20 protein-coding genes are annotated in these 20182 nt (G+C 60.0%); 4 read left to right on the top strand and 16 right to left on the bottom strand.

Annotated features, from left to right (window positions below):
- Nucleotides 1-192: 192 nt before the first annotated feature.
- The 5 genes from HMPREF3096_RS26390 to HMPREF3096_RS26410 form a co-directional block, all read right to left on the bottom strand.
- A complete protein-coding gene (locus HMPREF3096_RS26390; protein ID WP_032731151.1) occupies nt 193-972 on the bottom strand; it encodes a heme ABC transporter ATP-binding protein in 780 nt (259 codons plus the stop codon).
- The gene (locus tag HMPREF3096_RS26395) at nt 965-1960 is read right to left on the bottom strand and encodes a FecCD family ABC transporter permease (protein WP_022064536.1); all 996 of its coding nucleotides are present in this window, start codon (nt 1958-1960) and stop codon (nt 965-967) included. Before HMPREF3096_RS26395 ends, HMPREF3096_RS26390 begins: the two co-directional genes overlap by 8 nt.
- Nucleotides 1960-2778 carry a heme/hemin ABC transporter substrate-binding protein gene (locus HMPREF3096_RS26400; RefSeq protein ID WP_012540746.1) on the bottom strand — a complete coding sequence of 273 codons (819 nt, stop codon included), beginning with the start codon at nt 2776-2778 and terminating at the stop codon, nt 1960-1962. Before HMPREF3096_RS26400 ends, HMPREF3096_RS26395 begins: the two co-directional genes overlap by 1 nt.
- On the bottom strand, nt 2775-3806 hold the full coding sequence (locus tag HMPREF3096_RS26405) for a hemin-degrading factor (protein ID WP_032731150.1): 1032 nt from the start codon (nt 3804-3806) through the stop codon (nt 2775-2777). The genes HMPREF3096_RS26400 and HMPREF3096_RS26405 overlap by 4 nt, the downstream gene beginning before the upstream one ends.
- A gap of 71 nt (nt 3807-3877) precedes the next feature.
- Nucleotides 3878-6241: a TonB-dependent receptor domain-containing protein gene (locus HMPREF3096_RS26410; protein ID WP_032731149.1), complete on the bottom strand. Its 2364-nt coding sequence runs from the start codon at nt 6239-6241 to the stop codon at nt 3878-3880.
- A 215-nt stretch (nt 6242-6456) separates the two neighbouring features.
- On the opposite strand from HMPREF3096_RS26410, the gene HMPREF3096_RS26415 reads away from it, so the two are divergent.
- Complete coding sequence (locus HMPREF3096_RS26415; RefSeq protein WP_016161711.1) at nt 6457-6750, top strand: Rdx family protein; 294 nt, start codon at nt 6457-6459, stop codon at nt 6748-6750.
- A 39-nt stretch (nt 6751-6789) separates the two neighbouring features.
- On the opposite strand, the gene HMPREF3096_RS26420 is transcribed toward HMPREF3096_RS26415, so the two are convergent.
- Nucleotides 6790-8499, bottom strand: a complete 1710-nt coding sequence (locus tag HMPREF3096_RS26420) for a thiamine pyrophosphate-requiring protein (RefSeq protein WP_023298135.1) — start codon at nt 8497-8499, stop codon at nt 6790-6792.
- 35 nt (nt 8500-8534) lie between these two features.
- Nucleotides 8535-9476 (bottom strand): AEC family transporter, encoded by a 942-nt coding sequence (locus HMPREF3096_RS26425; protein ID WP_008806201.1) that lies wholly within the window; start codon nt 9474-9476, stop codon nt 8535-8537.
- Nucleotides 9477-9662: 186 nt separating this feature from the next.
- Between HMPREF3096_RS26425 and HMPREF3096_RS26430 the strand changes: the two genes are divergently transcribed.
- Nucleotides 9663-10550, top strand: a complete 888-nt coding sequence (locus tag HMPREF3096_RS26430; RefSeq protein ID WP_032731147.1) for a LysR family transcriptional regulator — start codon at nt 9663-9665, stop codon at nt 10548-10550.
- Between the two features lie 67 nt (nt 10551-10617).
- Nucleotides 10618-10959 (top strand): nitrous oxide-stimulated promoter family protein, encoded by a 342-nt coding sequence (locus HMPREF3096_RS26435; RefSeq protein WP_008806199.1) that lies wholly within the window; start codon nt 10618-10620, stop codon nt 10957-10959.
- A 59-nt stretch (nt 10960-11018) separates the two neighbouring features.
- On the opposite strand, the gene HMPREF3096_RS26440 is transcribed toward HMPREF3096_RS26435, so the two are convergent.
- The 9 genes from HMPREF3096_RS26440 to HMPREF3096_RS26480 all read right to left on the bottom strand — a co-directional run bounded on the left by HMPREF3096_RS26440 (nt 11019) and on the right by HMPREF3096_RS26480 (nt 18597).
- Complete coding sequence (locus HMPREF3096_RS26440) at nt 11019-11873, bottom strand: metal ABC transporter permease (RefSeq protein WP_012540752.1); 855 nt, start codon at nt 11871-11873, stop codon at nt 11019-11021.
- Entirely contained in the window at nt 11867-12715 is an 849-nt protein-coding gene (gene sitC, locus HMPREF3096_RS26445; protein ID WP_032731146.1) for an iron/manganese ABC transporter permease subunit SitC, read from the bottom strand. Before sitC ends, HMPREF3096_RS26440 begins: the two co-directional genes overlap by 7 nt.
- Complete coding sequence (locus HMPREF3096_RS26450; protein WP_023298134.1) at nt 12712-13533, bottom strand: manganese/iron ABC transporter ATP-binding protein; 822 nt, start codon at nt 13531-13533, stop codon at nt 12712-12714. Before HMPREF3096_RS26450 ends, sitC begins: the two co-directional genes overlap by 4 nt.
- Nucleotides 13530-14447, bottom strand: a complete 918-nt coding sequence (locus HMPREF3096_RS26455; protein ID WP_023298133.1) for a metal ABC transporter substrate-binding protein — start codon at nt 14445-14447, stop codon at nt 13530-13532. The genes HMPREF3096_RS26450 and HMPREF3096_RS26455 overlap by 4 nt, the downstream gene beginning before the upstream one ends.
- A gap of 181 nt (nt 14448-14628) precedes the next feature.
- Complete coding sequence (locus HMPREF3096_RS26460) at nt 14629-15591, bottom strand: LacI family DNA-binding transcriptional regulator (RefSeq protein ID WP_032731145.1); 963 nt, start codon at nt 15589-15591, stop codon at nt 14629-14631.
- A gap of 56 nt (nt 15592-15647) precedes the next feature.
- A complete protein-coding gene (locus tag HMPREF3096_RS26465; RefSeq protein WP_012540756.1) occupies nt 15648-16562 on the bottom strand; it encodes an ROK family protein in 915 nt (304 codons plus the stop codon).
- Nucleotides 16563-16612: 50 nt separating this feature from the next.
- Nucleotides 16613-16927: a PTS lactose/cellobiose transporter subunit IIA gene (locus HMPREF3096_RS26470; RefSeq protein WP_002914983.1), complete on the bottom strand. Its 315-nt coding sequence runs from the start codon at nt 16925-16927 to the stop codon at nt 16613-16615.
- Nucleotides 16928-16950: 23 nt separating this feature from the next.
- The gene (locus HMPREF3096_RS26475; RefSeq protein ID WP_004145789.1) at nt 16951-18273 is read right to left on the bottom strand and encodes a PTS cellobiose transporter subunit IIC; all 1323 of its coding nucleotides are present in this window, start codon (nt 18271-18273) and stop codon (nt 16951-16953) included.
- 9 nt (nt 18274-18282) lie between these two features.
- On the bottom strand, nt 18283-18597 hold the full coding sequence (locus HMPREF3096_RS26480) for a PTS sugar transporter subunit IIB (RefSeq protein WP_002914979.1): 315 nt from the start codon (nt 18595-18597) through the stop codon (nt 18283-18285).
- A gap of 177 nt (nt 18598-18774) precedes the next feature.
- Here HMPREF3096_RS26480 and HMPREF3096_RS26485 point away from each other — a divergent pair, with 177 nt between their 5' ends.
- Nucleotides 18775-20046, top strand: a complete 1272-nt coding sequence (locus HMPREF3096_RS26485) for a PTS sugar transporter subunit IIC (RefSeq protein ID WP_004151052.1) — start codon at nt 18775-18777, stop codon at nt 20044-20046.
- Nucleotides 20047-20182 lie beyond the last annotated feature (136 nt).

A 20182-nucleotide genomic window follows, 5' to 3' on the forward strand; every position in this document is an offset into this window, starting at 1 on the left:
ATTAATACGGGAAATATCTTCTCTGTAATGATGGTTTATATTTGAAAATAGCTGTCGTAAATATTTCATTGGGTTATTATGCCATTGGTATAGATTTTAAATATAAATGACCCTCAATAATATAATGCAGGCAATTATTGCCAGAAAGCGTAAGCGCGGCGCGATCCGGATTCCAGTTGCGCCGCGCGGGGATTATGGCGCCAGATAAACCTGGGGGGCCGCGTTGTCCGGGTGCTGGACGAGGCGGACATCCGCCCCGTACCAGCGATGGATAACCGGCTGCTGGATCACCTCCTGCGGCGTGCCCTGGGCGACCAGATTTCCTTGGTGGAGCAGCAGAATGCGGTCGGCCCACAGGGCGGCGAGGTTAAGGTCATGCAGCACCACGCAGACATGCAGTTGCCCGCCGGCGGTGAGCCGTTTGAGCAAACGCAGCAGGTGCTGCTGATAGTAAAGATCCAGCGCCGAGGTGGGCTCATCAAGAAACAGCCAGCCCTGCGGCGCGCCGTCGCGCCATAGCTGCGCCAGACAGCGGGCCAGCTGCACCCGCTGCTGCTCGCCGCCGGAGAGGCCGGGATAGCGGCGACCGGCAAGGCCATCGCAGCCGGTGACGGCCATCACCGCCGCCAGCACCGCCGGATCCGCCGTCGCGCCCCACGGTGAGCGTCCCATGGCAATGACCGTTTCCACCGTCCAGTCGGCCTGCAGGGCCGTTCGCTGCAGCATGACCGCCCGCCGGCGCGACAGCGCCTCGGGGGACCAGGCCTCCAGCGGCTTGCCTGCAAGATGGCGGGTGCCGCTGTCCGGAGTCAGATAGCCGGTCAACAGGCGCAGCAGAGTGGATTTCCCGGCGCCGTTCGGCCCGATAAGCGCCGTCATCTCGCCGCCGCGCAGCGCGACGGAGACGTTGTCGATAATCTGTCGTTTACCAAGGTGAAGTGACAGCCCCTGGGCGCAGTATTCATTAACCATGTCTGGAGTTCTCCCGACGAAAGACCAGCCACAGAAACCAGGGGGCGCCCAGCAGGCTGGTGAGCAGACCGACCGGTATCTCCGCCGGCGCCGCCACGGTGCGAGCCAGGGTGTCGGCCAGCAGAAGCAGGATCGCGCCGGCCAACAGCGAGCCGGGGATCAGTCCGCGATGGTCCGGCCCCAGCCACAGGCGCATCAGGTGCGGCACCACCAGGCCGATAAAGCCGATGACTCCGCTGATGGCCACCGCGGCGGCCACCAGCACTGCGCTGCACAGCAGCAGCCAGCGCTGTAGTGCCTGCACGTTGACCCCGAGATAGTGTGCCTCTTCATCGCCAAGCTGCAGCAGATTGAGGCGGGACGCCATCCACCACACCGCCAGCGCCGCCGGGATAATCAAGGTCGCGGCCACCAGCAGCGTCGGCCATTCGGCCTGGCCCAGACTGCCCATGCCCCACAGCGACAGCTGGCGCAGCTGGGCGTCATTGCTCAGCCAGGACAGGACGCCGACCAGCGCGCCGCACAGCGCGTTGATGGCGATCCCCACCAGCAGCAGGCGCGACAGCGAACCCTCTTCCGCCCGGCTGAGGATGAAAATCACCACCATCACCGCCAGGCTGCCAATAAACGCCGCCAGCATCGGCATGTACAGAGCGATCAGCCCCGTAGCGGAGAACGGAAGCACCAGCCAGCTGGCCACCGCCAGCGCGGCGCCGCTGCTGATGCCCAGCAGGCCCGGGTCGGCAAGCGGGTTGCGAAACAGCCCCTGCATCACGCAACCGGAGAGGGCCAGCGCCGCGCCCACCAGCAGGGCCAGCAGCACCCGCGGCAGACGGATACTCAGCCAGATGTGGCGCAGCATCTCATCCCCGGAAGGCAGCAAGTTGACCAGCGGCAAGCGCATGGCGCCGAGGGTGGTGGCAAACAGCGTCAGGAAGACCAGCAGCAGCGTCATCAACAGCAAACGGCGGGCGAGGGCAGGGCGCATCAGGGCAACTGCTCCGCTTTGTTTCGCAGCGCGATTATCGCCTGCGGTGTGCGCGGCCCGAAGCCCAGCAGGGCCATGTCGTCGATCGTCAGCAGCTGTTTATGACGCCCCGCCGGGGTCTGTGCCAGGCCGGGCAGTTTCCACAGCCCGGCTTCGCCGCCCATCCCTTTGAGACCATCGGCGGAGATCACCACCAGATCCGCCTGGCTGGCGGCGACTCCTTCCTGCGACATGGCGCGATAGTGGTCGAAGCCCTGCATCGCGTTCTGCAGCCCGGCGGCGCGAATGGCGCCATCGGCCGCGGTGTGCTGTCCGGCCACCAGGGTATTCATTCCGCCGTGGCTGAGAATAAACAGCACCCGCTTAGCAACCGGCTGCGTGGGAATGGCGGCGATCTGTTGCTGAAGCTGCTGGCGCAGCGCGTCGCCTGCCGCCGTTTTGCCTAACGCTTCGGCAATGACAGCCACTTTGTTATCGATCGCGGACAGACTTTCGCCGCCCGGCACGTTAACCACCTTCACCCCGCTCGCCTGTACTTTGTGTAAGACCAGCGAGGGCTGCGCCTGGGCGCTCGCTAATACCAGCTGCGGGCGTAACGCGAGGATCCCCTCGGCGTTCAGCTGTCGCAGGTAGCCGACGTCCGGCAGCTTTTGCGCCGCCGGGGGCCAGCTGCTGGTGCTATCCCGCGCCACCAGGCTCTGTTCCGCGTCAAGGGCATAGACGATCTCAGTGACATCTCCGCCGAGGGTGACGAGTCGCTCAACGGCGGCGTGGCTCAGCAGCGGGAAAGCGATGAAGAGCAGTAACCAGCGCATCATGCGGGCAGTCCTTCACGGGTCAGACGATCTACCTGCTGGCGCCATTGTGCCTGCTCGGGGTGGCCTTCGCTGCGCTGGCCATAGAGCTGGGCAATCTGGGTGCCGTCTTTGGCGAACAGTTCGACGCTGGTGACGTGTCCATCTGAGGTCGGTTTACGGGTCACCCACACTTCATCGAGGCTCTCTTCGCGCAGATGCAGGGTAAAGGTGGTATTGAAGATATTCAGCCAGCCGCGCATGGGGGCCAGCTTTTCCAGGGCGCCGGTGAAGATCTGCACGCAGCCGCGATTGCCGACGAAAATCATGATTTCATTGCCCTCCTGGCGCACCGTCTCCAGCAGCGGCGGCAGCGCATGGCGATCCACGCGGCAGGCGAGGTCGTCGCTCACCAGACGGAAAGCCTGCTGGCGGGAAAGCTGATATTTACGCAGCAGACCGAAGAACTGGTGAACGTCGGTCATCGCGCGCCAGTCGTTCTCCAGGGCGGCGCCGTCGGCGGTATCGGCATATTTCACCGGCTCCAGCGGGCGCAGGGCCAGCGGTGCCGGCGCCGCCACCCGATGTTCCGCGATCAGGGTGTCCCAGGCCGCCATGTCGGTCTGCGTGGTCGCATAGACTTTCAGCAGGGCGTCGCCGTGGTGGTCGAAAAACTGGATGCTCTGGCGGCCATTATCGTTCAGATGGAAGGCGCTGGCCCACTGGCTGAGGAACAGACGCAGGTCGAGCGCGCGCGGGTTCAGTACCAGCCCGGCGTGGCCGCTGAGGTGCTGGTGCGTGAACTGGCCCACCTGCTCATGCACGGCATACTCGTTGCGGCAGATGCATTTGGTTTCGCCGACGCGCTCCAGGGCGGCAATCAGCGTCCGGGCGTCATCGCTCAGGCGCACGGCATCATGGCCGAGGCGGGCGGCGGTCAGCTCGGCTTCGCTGATCCCCATTTCCGCGGCGATATCGCGGGCATATTTCGCGGTACTGGCCGCTTTGGTGGCCTGGTAGCGCTGCCACAGGTCAGGGTGTGCATTTGGCATAATCATATCCTTCTCGACGATGAATATCCCCGGCCGGCGGGCCGGGGGCAGGTGCGTTATTATTCGGGCAATCAGAAGTCGACGTTGACGCCCAGCTGCCAGGTGCGGCCCGGCATCACCGCCAGCGCTTTATCGTTGGCGTCCTGGTTGGTGCCGGTCTCGATATTGCGGCTGCTCAGGTAATCCCAGTATTTACGATCGGTGAGGTTGTAGACCCCGCCATTGAGGCGCACGTTTTTCGCCACCTGCCAGTACGCGGTCCAGTCCAGCATGCCGTAGCCCGGCACGCGCATATAGTCGCTGCTGGCATCGGTGATGGCGGACCCGCTGTTGCTGTAGCTTTCTCGGTTGGTGGCGGTCGCCTGTTTCCCTTTGACAAAGGTCGCCGTCAGGGCGGTGCCGTAGCGTTTCGCCGGATCGTCCCACGCCACGCCGACGATGGCTTTCATCGGCGCCACGCTGTCGAGGTCGACGTATTTATCGCCGCTGTAGCTGGATTTCGATTTCCCTTCGCTATAGCCGAGGGCGAGGGTGCTGCTCAGGCCGTTCACCTGCTCAAACCAGGTGCCAAAGTTAAATTTGGTGCTGATCTCTCCGCCGTAGATATAGGCTTTATCGCGGTTTTCCGCCTGATAAATGGTGTAGATGTTCGACGGCACATTCGTGAACTGGCCCGGATTATTGGCGCGGGTATAGCGCGTATAGGCGATAAAGTTCTTATAGCTGTTGTAGAACAGCGCCGTGCGCACGGTGATGCCTTCGGTGACTTCCCCTTTCAGCCCCCACTCGAGATTATCGCTGGTTTCCGTCTTCAGATCGGTATTGCCGATCAGGGCATATTGCTGGCTACCGGCGTAGCTGGAGCCGAGGTTCCAGGAGCCATACAGCTGGCTGGCGTTGGGGAACTGCGCGCCGCGCTGGTACTGCAGGTAGGTCATCAGGCGCGGGGTGAGGTCGTACTGGAAGGTCAACGACGGCAGAACCTGGGTATCGCTGTTTTTGCCGTACAGATTCGCCACCGACGATTCGGTCAGTACGCTGCTGTTGGCGGCAAGGTCGGACAGATTTTCCGGCTTAGTCGATTGATGCACCACGCGCACGCCGGGAATAATGGCGAAGTTGTGGCTATCAAGGTCGAAGTTGATCTTATCCTGGACAAAGCCGCCGAGAGTGTAGCTGCGGCTGTCTGCCTCCGGCTGCATGATCTCGCTGTAAACGCTGGGGATCGGCGACTGGCTGAACGGTCGCTGGGTTTTGCTGGTGCTGGCGTTGAAGCCGGCGCTCAGATCGTGGCGGCCCAGGGTTTTCGCCAGCGCGGTCTGCAGGCCCCAGGTGTCGGTATCGTAGTTGGAGTTCACCGTCTGCATTCTGCGGGTGACGCTGTCCGGCATATAAGTCCAGTCATGGGCTTCGGTATGCTGGTAGTAGATTTTCGTGGAGACGCTGTCGAGGTAGTCGTTCATCGGCGTCCAGTCATCCTTCAGGCTCAGGCCCCAGCGCCGGGTCTGGCTGGTCTGGTTGGCGGTGCCGATGGTGCTGTTGCCGCTGGAGTCCCAGGTATCGTAGTGGGTGTGGTTGGTTTTATGGTAATAGTCGAAGGTGCTGGTCAGTTTGTGTTCATCGTTAGGTTGCCAGATCCCGGAGGCCAGAAACGCATCGGAGTGCCAGTTCGCCGGGTAGGCGTCGACGGTGCCGCTGTTGTTTTCGGTTTCCTGACCGTCACGGCGGCTGTAGACCAAAATTCCGCGCAGGAACTCATCGCCGCCGGCGACGGTCACCCCGTTGTGCCAGCTGCGATCCGCAGAGTCGTAACCGCTGCGGTAGCCGAAGGCGCTGGTCTTGCCCGGGCGCAGGTAATCATCCGCCGATTTCGGGCGGAAGGAGACATTTCCCCCGATAGCGCTGTTGGCCGTTTCCGTCGAGGTGGCGCCGGACTGAATATCCACACTGCCATACATATACGGGTCGATATAATCGCGGCCGATGCCAAAGGTGTTGAGCCCGGCGCGACCGACGTAGCCGCGGCCGGTGGCGTTGGGTTGGGCAATACCGTCCACGTCGATGCCGACGCGGTTGCTCTCCATGCCGCGGATGTTGTAGCCGGTGTAGCCTCCGCGGTCGAAGCCGCTTTTGCCGTTGCCGGAGCCGCCGCTGGCCCCGGTGGCGCTGATGAGCGGCTCATAGCGCATGATAGAGCCAAAATCGTTAGCGCCTTTATCCTCCAGCTCCTGGGCGCTGATGCTGTGCTCACTACCGGCTTTCTGCACCGGTGCGGGGGCGGTGACGGTCATTTGTTCCGAGGTGTCATCCACCGCCTCGCCGCTAACGGCGGAAGTGTCTGCTGCGATGGCAGAAGTCTGATAAATTGCTGCAAGCAAAGAGGTCACCAGCAGGCGTTTTTTACACCATGCTGCTGACGGAGTCGATTTGTACATAGTCGCCACGCCTTGATCGTTATTAGTATCGGCTCACGCGTTACTTCCAGAGTTGCAGGTTGCTCCGTCTTTTCCGTTGCGGATGGGATCTTACTCCATTTGTTGATTGCGAATGGTAATGATAGGTATTATCGTTTGCAACAAAATAATCATGTGTTCTTCATTTAAACTGCACTTTGTTTACAATTTGCCCTTTCAGACTTAGCGAGACGACGATGAACTCAAAAGCGGCCATCACCATCACCTACTGTTCCCAGTGCAACTGGATGCTGCGCGCCAGCTGGATGGCGCAGGAGCTGTTACATACCTTCAGCACCGACATCGCCTCGGTGACGCTGGTGCCGGGGACCGGCGGGATCTTCACGATCGATGTCGACGGTCAGCAGATCTGGGAGCGCAAGCAGGATGGCGGTTTTCCGGATGCGGCCGAGCTGAAACGCCGGGTGCGCGATGTCTGTTTCCCGGAGAAGCCGCTGGGCCATGTGGATAAAGGTGAGCAGAAGGGGTGACAACCCCCTCCGGGCGACAAGCGCCCTGAGGAGAAGCCGTTAGCGGGCTAACTGCACGTCAACCAGCACGCTTTGTCGGCGGGTGCGTATGAGGGTGACCGCTTCTTCCAGCACGCCGGGGAGATCTTCGGCCCGGGAAACCGACAGGGCCGCCGCGCGACTGGAGGCGGCGATCGCGGCGAAATCCGGCGAGGTGGTAAAGGCGGTGGCCGGAATGGTCTCCGCGCGGGCGGCGTAGCCGTCCGGGTAGAGCGCTTTGGTGCCGCCCGCGACGGCGCCCCATCCGCCGTTATTTCCGACCACGACGAGGACAGGGAGCTTCATTACCTCCGCAATATGGTGGCAGACCGCAGGGTTGGCGAACAGGTACGACCCGTCGCCGACGGCGGCAATAATCAGCTCTTCCCGGCGCGCAAGCTGCAGCCCCAGCGCGATAGGCAGGGCTTCGCCCAGGCCGCCGGCCAGCGCTTCCTGGTAATAGCTCTCGGCATGGATCAGTCCGGCAAACTGCGGCAGCGTGGTCAGTTCAGAAACGATCCGGCCACGGTGTTGATTCGCCAGATGACCGAGGCAGTAGCTGAGCCAGGGTTTGGTAATGGCCCCCGTCTGGCTGGCATGGAGAAGCGCGTCGCGCTGGTTTTTCTGTTGCTGGATGCGGTTTTGCGTATATGCCGCCCGCTCCGCCACATGCTGCTGGCGGGCGGCCTGCAGCGGGCGCAGCGCCTCTTCCAGCAGGCTGAAGACTTCATCGGTCTCGCCCGCCAGGTTGATGTCCGCGCGATAGCCACGTACCGGGTAGCGGGAGAAGAGCGGATCGGGGCCCATCTGGATCACGGTGCAGTCCTGGCGACAGTCGCCCTCGGCGATCATCCATGGCGCCTGCGAGTCGACCACCAGAATCACATCGGCGTCGGCGAGCCAGGCGCTGGGATCAGCCCCGGCGAGCAGTGGGTTATCGGCGCTCAGGGTCACCTCGGTACCCCAGTATTCCACCAATGGGATCGCCCATTCGCGCACCAGGCTATTAAGTCGCGCAAAGCCACCCGCCGTTCGGGCGCCGCGCTGGGCGAAGATGACGGGATGCCTGGCGCAGGCGATTGCCTCGGCGGCCCGGGCGATATCTTCCCGGACTGGCGCATAGCGGACCGGCTGCTGCGAAGGACCGGCCTGCAGCGCGGCCTCATCAATGGCAAAGGTCTCGCACAATGGCTCGCGCGGTAAGCTCAGGTAGACCGGCCCTTTCGGCAGGGAGCTGGCAATCGCCCAGGCCCGGTCAACATGCTCGCCGATCTGATCGGCCAGCCGCAGTTCAAAATCCCACTTCACGGATTCACGGATCAGCGCCGCCTGGTCGCGCATCTCCTGGCCGTAGCCAATCGGCGTATTGCGGCAGCCGAAGTGGGAATGTTCGCTAATCGGCGTGCGGCCGCCAAAAATCAGCACCGGGATATTGCTGTTCGCCAGATTGATGACACCGCAGGCGGCGTTGGCTAACCCGACGTTGGTATGAACCATTACCGCCTGCACCTTGCCAGTGCCGAGGTAGTAGCCGTGCGCCATGCCGATGGCGGCGTTTTCATGCGGGCAGATCACCAGCTCGGGTACCTTTTGCCCGGTCGCCCGGGCCTTTGCCCAGGCTTCAATAACCGGCGGATAATCGGTGCCCGAGTTAATAAAAATATATGCCACGTCCAGTGCCTGTAGCCGATGCAGTAACAGTTCAGCAGCCGATAATGTGATAGAGGCCATATTCTCTCCGTATTCACGCGGTGTCATCGCGGTAATTAAAAGGTTAAGAAAATAAATCCGCCCATCGTAATGATGGAGGCAATAATACTCAGCGCCATCGTCGAGGCCATTTCCTGCTCGCCGGTTTTATACTGCATGGCAATAATTATCGCGATGGAGCCTACCGGGATAGCCATCGTCAATACGACTTCCTTTATTTGCTCCATGCTGAAGCCCATTTTTAATAACAGGAGATAGCAGGCGCCGGGCACCAAAATATTGCGGGCGATAACGGTGATAATGGTAGCGGTGGTGATAACAATGCTGCGTGTATAGAGCACGATCCCGGCGGCAAACAGCGCCAGCCCGCCAGAGGCTTTACCCAGCAGACCCAGCGACATCGAGATAGTCTGCGGAATATGGATATCCGCCAGCACGATGATCAGGGCGATCACCGGTGACCAGACCACAGGTTGTTTAATGGCGTTTATCACCCGTGTGCCAAAGGAGATATGCTGGCTTTTATCGCCAGTGGCGACCGACATCAGAATCATTACCAGCGGCAGCTGGAAGACGTTTTGCGTGATGCTGGACACGGTGATCAGCGACGCGCTGACGGTGCCAAATAAAAAGGCCAGCACCGAGGTGCCGATGAAAGGAACCGCCGGCGAGCCGATGGCCAGCGCCTGCAGCGTACTGAGGGCGAGGTCGCGTCGGAACAGATAGCGGGCGACCAGTAAGGGAATGACGAAGCTCAGAATCAGCGCGAGGATAATGGCCACCGCAACCGGGCCCATGGTCATGACGATGTGTCGCGGCGTCATCACCATATTGCTGAAAATACTTAGCGGTAATGCATAGAGCATCACAATTTTATTGATGTCTCCTGCCTGCTGCCAGTTAAAGTCTTTTCGTTTACCGCTAATATAGCCGATGATGACGGTAATGATGACCGGTAATATAGCGCCTGAAATTAATAGAATATTGTTCTGTGTCATGGTGATATATTCTCGTTATAAATTATCCTCGGGTCCGCAATTCGTTTTTGCCGTGCGTGATGAGGTTAATAAATCCGTTTTTCCTGATGCGCGGTAGCTATTTTTGAGCGTATTGATAGCGACATTTATTCGCTAAAACAGGCCGCAAGGGAAATGCAAAAACCGTTTATTCAATGAGTAAATATCATGCCAATGAAATTTAAGCAGATTCAGGCTTTTATTACTGTCGCTCACGAAGGCAATATGACCCTGGCCGCAGAGAAGATGGGGATCACTCAGTCGGGACTGAGCCGGCTGTTATTGAGCCTGGAAGCGGACCTGAGCGCGACCTTATTCGAAAGACACAAACACGGTATGGCGTTGAGCGAATATGGCAGCGCCTTTTTACCCTATGCGCTGACGATGCTGAATACCGAACAAAAGGCCCGCGAGGAGATTGCGCTCATCCGCGGCGCCGGGAAAGGTATCCTGCGGATTGGCTGTGTTTCCAGCCTGCTGACCAGCCATTTCATCGATAAGCTGGCAGCTTTCCATCAGCGACATCCCCGGATCCATCTGCGGATCGTCGACCGCATTGACTCCGAGCTCTTTAAACTCCTGCGGATGCACGACATCGATATCGCCCTCTGCGGCCCCTTACCGCATGATGAGAAAATCGTGGTGCGCGGTAAAATTAACTGGCAGGACCGGATCTGCATCGTCGCCAGGCAGTACCACCCGCTACATCAGGCGGCGAACTTATCCCTCGAGGCGATGCTGGACTATCCGTGGATCATGCCGCCGCCGTTAAGTACCCCGATGAACATCCTTGAGGATATCTTTCGTGCCCATCAGCTACCCTGTCCGCAGCCGGTGATTGAGTGCGCGTCCTCCTCGGCCATTAAGGCCTTTCTGTGCGAGAGCGATCTGTTAACGTCGATGCCGGCCCCGGTTTACCGGCACGAGGAAGCACTGGGCCTGCTGCGTCCGTTCGAACTCGAGGGCAGCGTTTTTATCCGCGATTTCTATGCCTATAGCCATTTCGGGGTTCTGTCCGGGGCAGCCCTGCAGTTGATCCAGCATCTCAAGCAGTGAGGCTGGTCGGGCACGAACAATAAGGTGTATAATATATGCATCTTAATAACAGGCGAAAGGCGGGGAGATGGGGAAGCGTATCGAACGGGAAAAGATGACGATTCAGCGGATGATTGCCCTCTACCAGCGGCGCTGTCCCGGGGCGCTGGCCGATAATGCGCACTATCAGGCGCTGAACGCCTACGCCGACAAGCGCCTTGATAAGTGCGTGTTTGGCGAGAATAAACCAGCCTGCAAGCAGTGTCCGGTGCATTGCTACCAGCCGGCGAAGCGCGAAGAGATGAAGCAGATTATGCGCTGGGCCGGGCCGCGAATGCTCTGGCGCCACCCGATCCTCACTATTCGCCATCTGCTGGACGACAGGCGCCCGGTGCCGGCGCTACCGGAAAAATACCGACCGAAAAAATAGCGGCCTTTCCCTGGTCAGCGCGGCGCGTAGCCGGGCGACAAGTCGGCCCCGGTAAGGCATTAGCCGCCACCGGGGATGGTTGCTGAAGCCCTCTGTTTCTGACTATCCCGAATTGTGCTTGCCACAAAGGCGACCACAAACAGCGCGGAAAACAGCACCACGATAGTCGGCGCCGGCGCGCTGTCGAGATAAAACGCCAGCCACACCCCTCCCGCCGAGCAGCCGATGGCCACCGCTACCGCCAGCAGCAGGGCGTGGATAAAGCGCCGCACCAGCAGGAGCGCGATCGCCCCGGGGGCAATCAGCAGCGAAATCGACAGGATAATCCCCACCGACTGCAGCGTCGCGACGATGGTCAGGGCGATCATGCACAGCAGACCGTAGTGCAATAGTCCGCCGCGCAGGCCGCTGGCTTTGGCCTGCGTCGGGTCAAAGGCGTGCAGCAAAAAATCGCGCCATTTGAGACCGATAATCAGCGCAATCACCAGCGCGATAGCCGCCGTTTGTCCAATATCGCGAAGGGATATCCCCAGCATGTCGCCGAACAGGATATGGTCGAGATGAACATCGGACTGGATCGCTACATACAGCACCAGCCCGGCGCCAAACATGCCGGAGAAGACAATCCCCATGATGGTATCGCGCTTGAGTCGGCTGTTATCGTCGAGAAAACCGGTCGTCACGGCGCACAGCAGCCCGGCGATAAACGCGCCGATGGCGAAGGGGATGCCGATAATGTAGGCCAGCACCACGCCCGGAAAGACCGCGTGGCTCATGGCGTCGCCCATCAGCGCCCAGCCTTTGAGCACCAGAAACACCGACAGTAGCGCGCAGGGCACGGCCACGATGATCGATACCGCTATCGCATTGACCATAAAAGGAAACTGGAACGGGGCCAGGAACAGGTTCAGCATGCGGCCTCCCTGGCGCGGCGGCGGCTGGCCAGCAGGCCGTGCTTCGGCGCGAAGATAAAGGTGATGAGGAACAACAGCGTTTGCGCGACCACGATAATGCCGCCGGTGGCGCCGTCGAGATAGTAGCTGAGCCAGGCGCCGAAGAAACTGGTCAGACTGCCGATAGCCACGGCGATGGCCAGCAGGCGCGGAAAGCGGTCGGTTAACAGCCACGCGGTGGCCCCGGGAGTCACCACCAGGCAGATGACCAGAAAGGCGCCGACGGTCTGCAGCGCCGCCACGGTGCAGGCGGCCAGCAGGGTAAAGAACAGCAGCTTCAGGCCGCGGGTGTTCAGGCCAATCGAGCGGGCATGGTTTTCATCAAAGAAGGTCACCATCAGATCTTTCCACTTCAGCAGCAGGATCGCCATCGAGATAAAGCCGATCGCCGCCAGCTGGATAATATCCTCCGGTGCGATGGCCAGAATATTGCCGAGAATAATGGTCTGGATATTCACCGACGTCGGATTCAGCGACACCATAAACAGCCCGATCCCGAAGAAGGAGGAGAAGATCAGGCCGATAATGGCATCCTCTTTCAGCCGCGAGCGTTGCTGCAAAAACATCATGCTGCCCGCCGCCAGGCCGCCGGAGAGAAACGCGCCGAGCGCGAAAGGCAGGCCGAGCATATAGGCCCCGGCGACGCCGGGCACAATCGAGTGGGAGAGGGCGTCGCCAATCAACGACCAGCCCTTCAGCATCAGGTAGCAGGAGAGAAACGCGCAGACGCCGCCTACCAGCGCCGACACCCACATCGCATTGAGCATATAGTGATAGCCAAACGGCTCCAGCAGCCAGCTCATCGTGGGCCTCCTGCCGCGCGCCGGCTGATAAACGGCCGCTCGTCATCGGTGATAACCTGCGCTTCCGCGCCGGTGAGCGCGACGTGGCGCAGCACGCCGCTGAAAGCCCGCTCCAGATTCTCGGCGGTGAAGGTGGTTTCTGTCGGGCCGCTGGCCAGCACGGTACCTTTCACCATCACCGTGTAATCACAAAATTCGCTCACTGATCCGAGGTTGTGGGTGGAGACCAGCATGGTACAGCCCTCATCGCGGAGCTCGCGCAGCAGGCTGATGATCCGCGCTTCGGTCTGCACATCGACGCCGGTGAAAGGCTCATCCAGCAGGATCACCTGACCCTGCTGAGCGATAGCGCGGGCAAGGAAAACGCGCTTTTTCTGCCCGCCGGAGAGCTCGCCAATTTGCCGATGGCGGTACTCGCTCATGCCCACGCGGGCCAGCGCGGCATCGACAATGTCGCGATCGCGCGGCTTTGCCCGCCGCAGCCAGCCCATATGGCCGTAGCGGCCCATCATCACCACATCCTCTACCAGCACCGGGAAGGACCAGTCCACCTCTTCCGACTGCGGGACATAGGCGACCAGGTTCTGGCGCAGCGCGCGGTTGACCGGCTGGCCGAGTATGGCGATCTCGCCGTGGCCGACGCGCACAAAGCCCATCAGCGCTTTAAACAGTGTGGATTTACCCGAGCCGTTAACGCCCACCAGTGCGGCAATGGAGCCGCGCGGTACGCTGAACGAGGCGTCGCGCAGGGCAGTGTGGCCGTTGCGCCAGGTGACTGTGAGCTGGTCGACATACAGTCCCGCTTGCGCTGCATTCATGGCTGCTTCCTCATCCCGTCCTGGATACCGTTGACGATGGTTTCGGTGGTGACGCGCAGCAGGTCGAGCCAGGTCGGCACCGGGCCGTCGGCGGCGCTCAGCGAATCGACATACAACACGCCGCCGTAGTGGGCCCCGGCTTCGCGCGCCACCTGACGCGCCGGTTTATCGGAGATGGTGCTTTCGCTGAAGATGGTCGGGATGCGTTCTTTCTTCATGGTGTCGATAACCTTGCGCACCTGTTGCGGGGTGCCCTGCTGGTCGGCATTGATCGGCCACAGATACAGTTCGCGCAGACCATAGTCGCGGGCCAGATAGGAGAAGGCTCCCTCGCTGGTGACCAGCCAGCGTTTATCCGCCGGCAGCTGCGCCAGTCTGGCCTGCAGCGGCGCCATCGTTTGACGGATCTTCTCTTTGTAGGCCTCGGCGTTACGGCGATAGGTGTCGGCGTGAGGCGGATCGTACTTCACCAGCGCATCGCGAATGTTATCGACATAGATCAAGGCGTTATCTGCTGACATCCAGGCATGGGGATTGGGCTTCCCGCTATAGGGGCCCGCGCTGATGCCCATCGGCTGGATCCCCTTGCTGACCACCACCTCCGGAACGCCCTGTAAGTGCTGATAAAAACGGGCAAACCACCGCTCGAGATTAAGCCCATTGCTGAGGATCAGCTGCGCCCCCTGCGCGCGTTTGATATCGCCCGGCGTGGGCTGGTAATCGTGGATCTCTGCGCCCGGTTTGGTGATGGAACTGACGACGGCGGCGTCGCCGGCCACGTTCTGCGCCATATCGGCGATAACCGTGAAGGTAGTGATAACCCTGAATTTCTCCTGCGCGGTGGCCGGCGTCGCGGCCAGCAGAGCCAGCGCGCTGGCCAGCAGCAATGATTTCAGCGGTGTCAGGTGTAGCATAGGATCCCTCGCAATGGTGTGGTTGATTTCCCAGCGTTTATAGCCATTGCTATGTTATATAGCACAAGCTATTTACAAATGAAAATAATTCTTATTTGCATGCGTGGGTAATAATGAGCCGGGAAACGAAAGCGACAAGAAAGGGGGAGATAAGGCTGGCCCGGCGCGAACCGGGCGAAGATCAAGAGATATCGGCGACCGACTGGCGCGGGATCAGGCGGCCAGCCAGCGAGCGGCCCTCGGCGGTGAAGGTTGGCCGGTCGTCAATCAGGCTGCGAATACGCTGAATACAGTTATCCAGCAGCGCCTCCAGTGGCCAGGAGATGCAGGTCAGCGGCGGGTAGAGCAGCGAGGCGAGCGGGGAATCCTCAAGGCTCAACAGGGAGACCTCCTGCGGGACGGCGATGGTGAATTCGCGTAACAGACGCATCGCCTCAGCCGCGTAGCGGTCGCGTTTAACGATAATGACTGAGTATTTACTGAAGCTGTTAATTAAGGTCAGCAGCGCCTGCTCGACGTCATCGTTGGCCGTCAGCACCAGCTGGCGGTTAAAAGGAATGGAGTAGTTTTGCAGGACGTTGCGGTAGCCTTCCAGCATCTGACGGCTGGCATCGTCGCTATCGCTGTCCACCAGCAGGGCGATGTTGCGGTGTCCCTTGCCAATCACATAGCGGCAGGCGCTTTCGGTGGCGAAGGCGAAGTCGTAGCCCTGGCTGTTGCTCCCGGCGACGCCGAAGCGGTCAAAGGCGATAACGTTGCGCGGCGCGTCGGAGGCAACGGCGCCCAGCACCACCACCGCCACGCACTGGCGCTGCAGATCGTCGATCACCGCCGCCTGCTCTACCGGATCGCTGACATACTGTACCAGCAGGCTTTTATTCAGCCCTTTCAGCGCCTGAGAGAGCAGCGGCAGCAGACGCGCGCCGTGGCTTTCGTCCTGCGCGGAAATCACCAGACCAACGTGGCTGGATGTCTGACTGGCGAGGTTTTGCGCGGCAAAGCTCGGGCGATAGTTGAGTTCTTCAACGGCCCGCAGCACAGCTTCCCGGCTCTCTTCGCGCACGCCCCGGGTGCCGGTCAGCACGCGGGAAACCGTCGCTCTTGAGACATTCGCTAATCTTGAAACATCATCAATCGTTGGCATGGCTTTTTCTGTCTGAACATTTTCGCCTAGCTTAACATACCTGCTGAAAAAAGTGTCTACCGCTGCCCGTCCGCGGCGCCGGGCAGACGGGGCAGCCAGGCCGCGCCGCGCACGCCGCTGGCGTCGCCGAAGCGGGCCGGTTTGATCTGCGTGCGGCAGGTGTCGGAGAAGATCCACGGCACGATGGCGGCCGGCAGATCGCGATAGATCTGGCTGACGTTGGACAGACCGCCGCCCAGCACAATCACCTGCGGGTCGAGAATATTGATCACCGACGCCAGGCTACGGGCAAAGGCATCGATAAAGTGTCGCCAGTGGGCCAGCGCGCGCGGATCGCCGTTTTGCGCCGCGGCGACAATGGCTTCCGCACGGGCTTGTTCCCCATAGCGGCGGGCGAAGCCGGTGCCGGAGAGAAAGCTTTCGATGCAGTTCGTTTTGCCGCAGTAGCAGGGCTGCGGCGGACCATCGCGCTCAGGAGTATAGCCCGGCAGCGGATTATGCCCCCACTCCCCGGCGATAGCGTTGGGGCCGCTGAGCAGTTGTTGATGAACGGCGATCCCGCCGCCGCAGCCGGTACCGATAATCACCCCGAAGACGGTGGAGGCCCCGGCGCCGGCGCCATCCACCGCCTCCGAAAGGGTGAAGCAGTCGGCATCGTTTGCCATCCACACCGGCTGGCCAAGCTGCTGCATGATATCCCGGCGCAGATCGTGACCGTTGAGCACCAGGCAGTTGCAGTTTTTAATGCGCCCGCTTTGCGGATCGATAGCCCCGGGCAGGCCGATCCCCAGGGTGAATGGCTGCGGGCTGACCGCGCGAATATCGGCAATCAGGGTCAGCAGCTGACGCATAAAGGCGTCATAGCTCTCTTTGTGGGTCGGCCGGCGCAGGCGCTGGACGCATTCGCCTGCCGGGTCCAGCAGTACGGCTTCCATTTTGGTGCCGCCAATATCTATTCCAAGATGTAACATAGTGACCTCGGGGAATCAGACCCGGCCAGCGCGCCTGGTCGGGGAACGCGCTAGGCGTGAAGTGGTTGCGCGCGGTAAATCGCAATCAGTTCGGCAATCAGCTCTTTCGCCAGAATGGAGGTCATCAGGTGATCCTGAGCATGGACCATTACCAGCGTCATTTTGGTTTTTCCCTCGCCTTCGTCAGCTTCGATAAGCTGGGTCTGCACAAGGTGAGCTTCGCGGGAATAGTGCGCCGCTTCCTGCATTTTGGCGTCGGCGGTGGCGAAATCACCCGCTTTAGCGGCGTGCAGCGCTTCGTAGCACAGACTACGTGACTGGCCGGCGTTGATGATGATCCCCATCACCTGTTCTTCTAATTCCATGATTATCCTCTGAATCGTTAGCGTTAAGCGGTTTGCGCCGCGTTGTCAGCCTGGCCGACGGCGTTTTCACGCTCCTGGGCCAGCAGCTGTTTTTCGTAAGCTTTGAGAAATGGCAGGTACATCACCATGGCGGTGGCCATACAAATGAGGCACAGGATCACCGGGCTAAAGCTCCAGTTCGCCGCCCACGAGGCGCCGATGGGCGCCGGCGTTGTCCACGGCGTCATCGATACTACGCGGCTGACGAGATCCAGCTTCAGCGCAAAGTACGCCAGGGTCGCGTTGACCATCGGCACCAGCACGAACGGCAGGAAAAACAGCGGATTCATGATGATCGGCGCGCCGAACAGGATCGGTTCGTTAATATTGAATACCCCCGGCACGACCCCCATCCGGCCAATCGTCCGCAGATGCACGGCCTTGCTGCGCAGCAGCATCAGCGCCAGCGGCAGGGTGGAGCCGACGCCGCCGATCAGCAGATAGTGATCCCAGAAGCCCTGGACATAGATGTGCGGAATAGCGGTGCCTGCCGCCATGGCCGCCTGATTGACCGACAGGTTGGCCATCCAGAAGGGATTCATGATCCCGGTGACGATCAGCGCGCCGTGGATCCCGGCGAACCACAGTACCTGACAGACCAGCACTGACAACAGAATGGCCGGCAGCGTATCGGAAGCCGCGACCAGCGGTTTGACCAGCGACATGATCGCTTCCGGAATGATCATCCCCAGCTGAGCCTCGATAAACAGGTTCAGCGGATGCAGCGTCAGAATGATCGCCAGCACCGGGATCAGGATCTCGAACGAGCGCGCCACCCCGGCAGGCACTTCCGGCGGCAGGCGAATGGTGATGTTATGCCGCTTGAGGAAGGCGTACAGCTCGGTGGAATAGATGGCCACCAGAATGGCGGTGAAGATCCCCTGGCCGGAGAAGTAGGCCGTAGAGATCTGGCCATCTTTCAGCGGCGCGGCCACCAGCAGAAACGACATCAGCGACAGCATCCCGGCGGTCAGCGAGTCCAGGTGATGGTGCTTGGCGAGGCTGGCGGCGATCCCGACGGCAATGAACAGGGTCATCACCCCCATGCTGAAGTTGAACGGCAGCATCAGCGCATCGCGATGATCGAGCGAAAATTGCAGCCAGGCGCGGGCAAAGCCCCACGTCGTATCCGGAGAAAACGGCGGAAAGATAAATACCAGCAAAAACGAGCCGACGATCATAAAGGGCAGGGCGGTGATAAAACCGTCGCGGATCGAAGTCACGTATTTTTGCTGGCCGATCGCGCCGGCCAGCGGCGTGATCTGCCGTTCGATCACATCGATCAATTTAGCGTACAGAGAGCTCATGATCTTTCCTTAGTTCTTGTTTTCGATGAGGGAAAGGGCGAAATCAAGGACCGCGGCGCCTTTTTGCATGCCGTAGTCCATCATATTGATGGGTTCGACGCGGATACCGTATTTATCCGCCTGTTTTTGCAGATCCTGCTGCATGTATTTCACCTGCGGCCCCAGCAGCACCACCTGATAATGGCCAACCTGTTCGGCGAACTCCGCTACGCCATAGGCATTGATCTCTACCGGCAGGCCCCGCTGTTCGGCTTCGGCAATCATTTTTTTCATCAGCAGGCTGGTGGACATGCCTGCCGAACAACACAACATTATTTTTTTCATAAGTACCGCTCCTGATGAGGTTGGATGAGCGGACTATAGTCAAAATGGATGCATTACGGAAAGCGCTTTCCGTTTGTGGATTTATTAATTGTGACCATGATCACCTATGGCAGGCTTTCACTTTCCGGTGTTGTGGGCGATCATCCCGGCGAGACAACCATTCGCAAAGGTAGGAGTATGAACATTCAGTTAATGAATGTGGCCGTGGACATCATCGAGCAGCGGCTGGCGCCGCTGGCGAATGTTCTGACGCGCAACAACCACATTACGGCGATGCGCGATAGCTTTGCGCTGGCGATGCCCTTTGTGATTGTTGGCAGCCTGTTGGTGCCCATTTTGTTTCCGCCCGTTTCCATCGACGGCGCCTCGCGTTTCGGCCAGGTCTATTTGCTACTGCGGCCTATCCTGCTGCCGACCTTTCAGCTAACCATTGGCCTGGTGGCGCTGATTGTCGCCTTCGGCGCCAGCGCCAGTCTCGCCAAGCAGTACCGTCTGCCGGAACGGCTCTGCGGTTTAACCGGGTGTCTGGCTTTTCTGCTGTTTATCGGCTTTCGCGAGACTGCGGTGAGCAATGTTTATCTCGGCGGTATGGGGATATTTACCGCTCTGATATCCAGCACCTATTCCATTGAGATAATTCGCTTTTTCTACAAAAAAGGCTGGTGTATTCGCTTGCCTGATGAAGTGCCGCTGATGACCCGCAATGGCTTTCAACTGCTGATCCCGCTGCTGGTGGTGATGCTGTCGATAAGCGTGATGAATGCCATACTGCTGCAGACCACCGGACGCATCGTACCGGAGTTGATCAGCGAAGCGGTGCGGCCGCTGGTGCTGGCGTCCGACACGCTGATGGCGGTACTGATCTCTTTATTTATCTGTAACTTACTCTGGTTTATCGGTATCCATGGCGCGCTGATCATCACCGGGATCATGAACCCCTTCTGGATGACCTATCTGTTTGAAAATCAGCAGGCGCTGGCGGCGGGTTCGCCAACGCTGCCGCATATTTATCTGCAGGGGTTCTGGGATTTTTACCTGCTGATCGGCGGTATTGGCTCCACTTTGCCGCTGGTGCTGATGGCGATGCGCAGCCGCTCGCGGCAGCTGAAAAGCGTGGCAAAAATTGGCCTGCTGCCGTCGCTGTTTAATATCAACGAGCCAATACTGTTTGGTTTTCCGGTAATCATGAACCCGGTTTTTTTACTGCCGTTTCTCTTTGTTCCGCTGATAAATGCCTGTATCGCATGGTATTTAACTCAGCTGGGTATCCTCGACCGCGCGGTGGCGATGCTGCCATGGTCTATGCCTTCCCCGCTGGGGGCAGCATGGTCGGCGAACGGTAGCTGGAAAAATTTGTGCATGAGCCTGTTCGCGATGTTTAACGCCTGGATGCTCTATCGCCCCTTCTTCAAAGTGTACGAACGCCAGCTCGCGGAAACCGAACGCTGACCCCCTCGCCGTCGGCGGCTTATCCCCCGGCGGCACTCATTCACCTGCTCCTCCTTCCGCTCTGCTGCCGGCTCCCGGCGGCATTCTTGTTATTTTATGTGATCAGTCTCACGAATATATTCGTCGCGGAGCGAAT

The sequence above is a fragment of the Klebsiella sp. HMSC25G12 genome (genome assembly GCF_001807705.1).
In the GTDB taxonomy this organism is placed as follows: Bacteria; Pseudomonadota; Gammaproteobacteria; order Enterobacterales; family Enterobacteriaceae; genus Klebsiella; species Klebsiella variicola.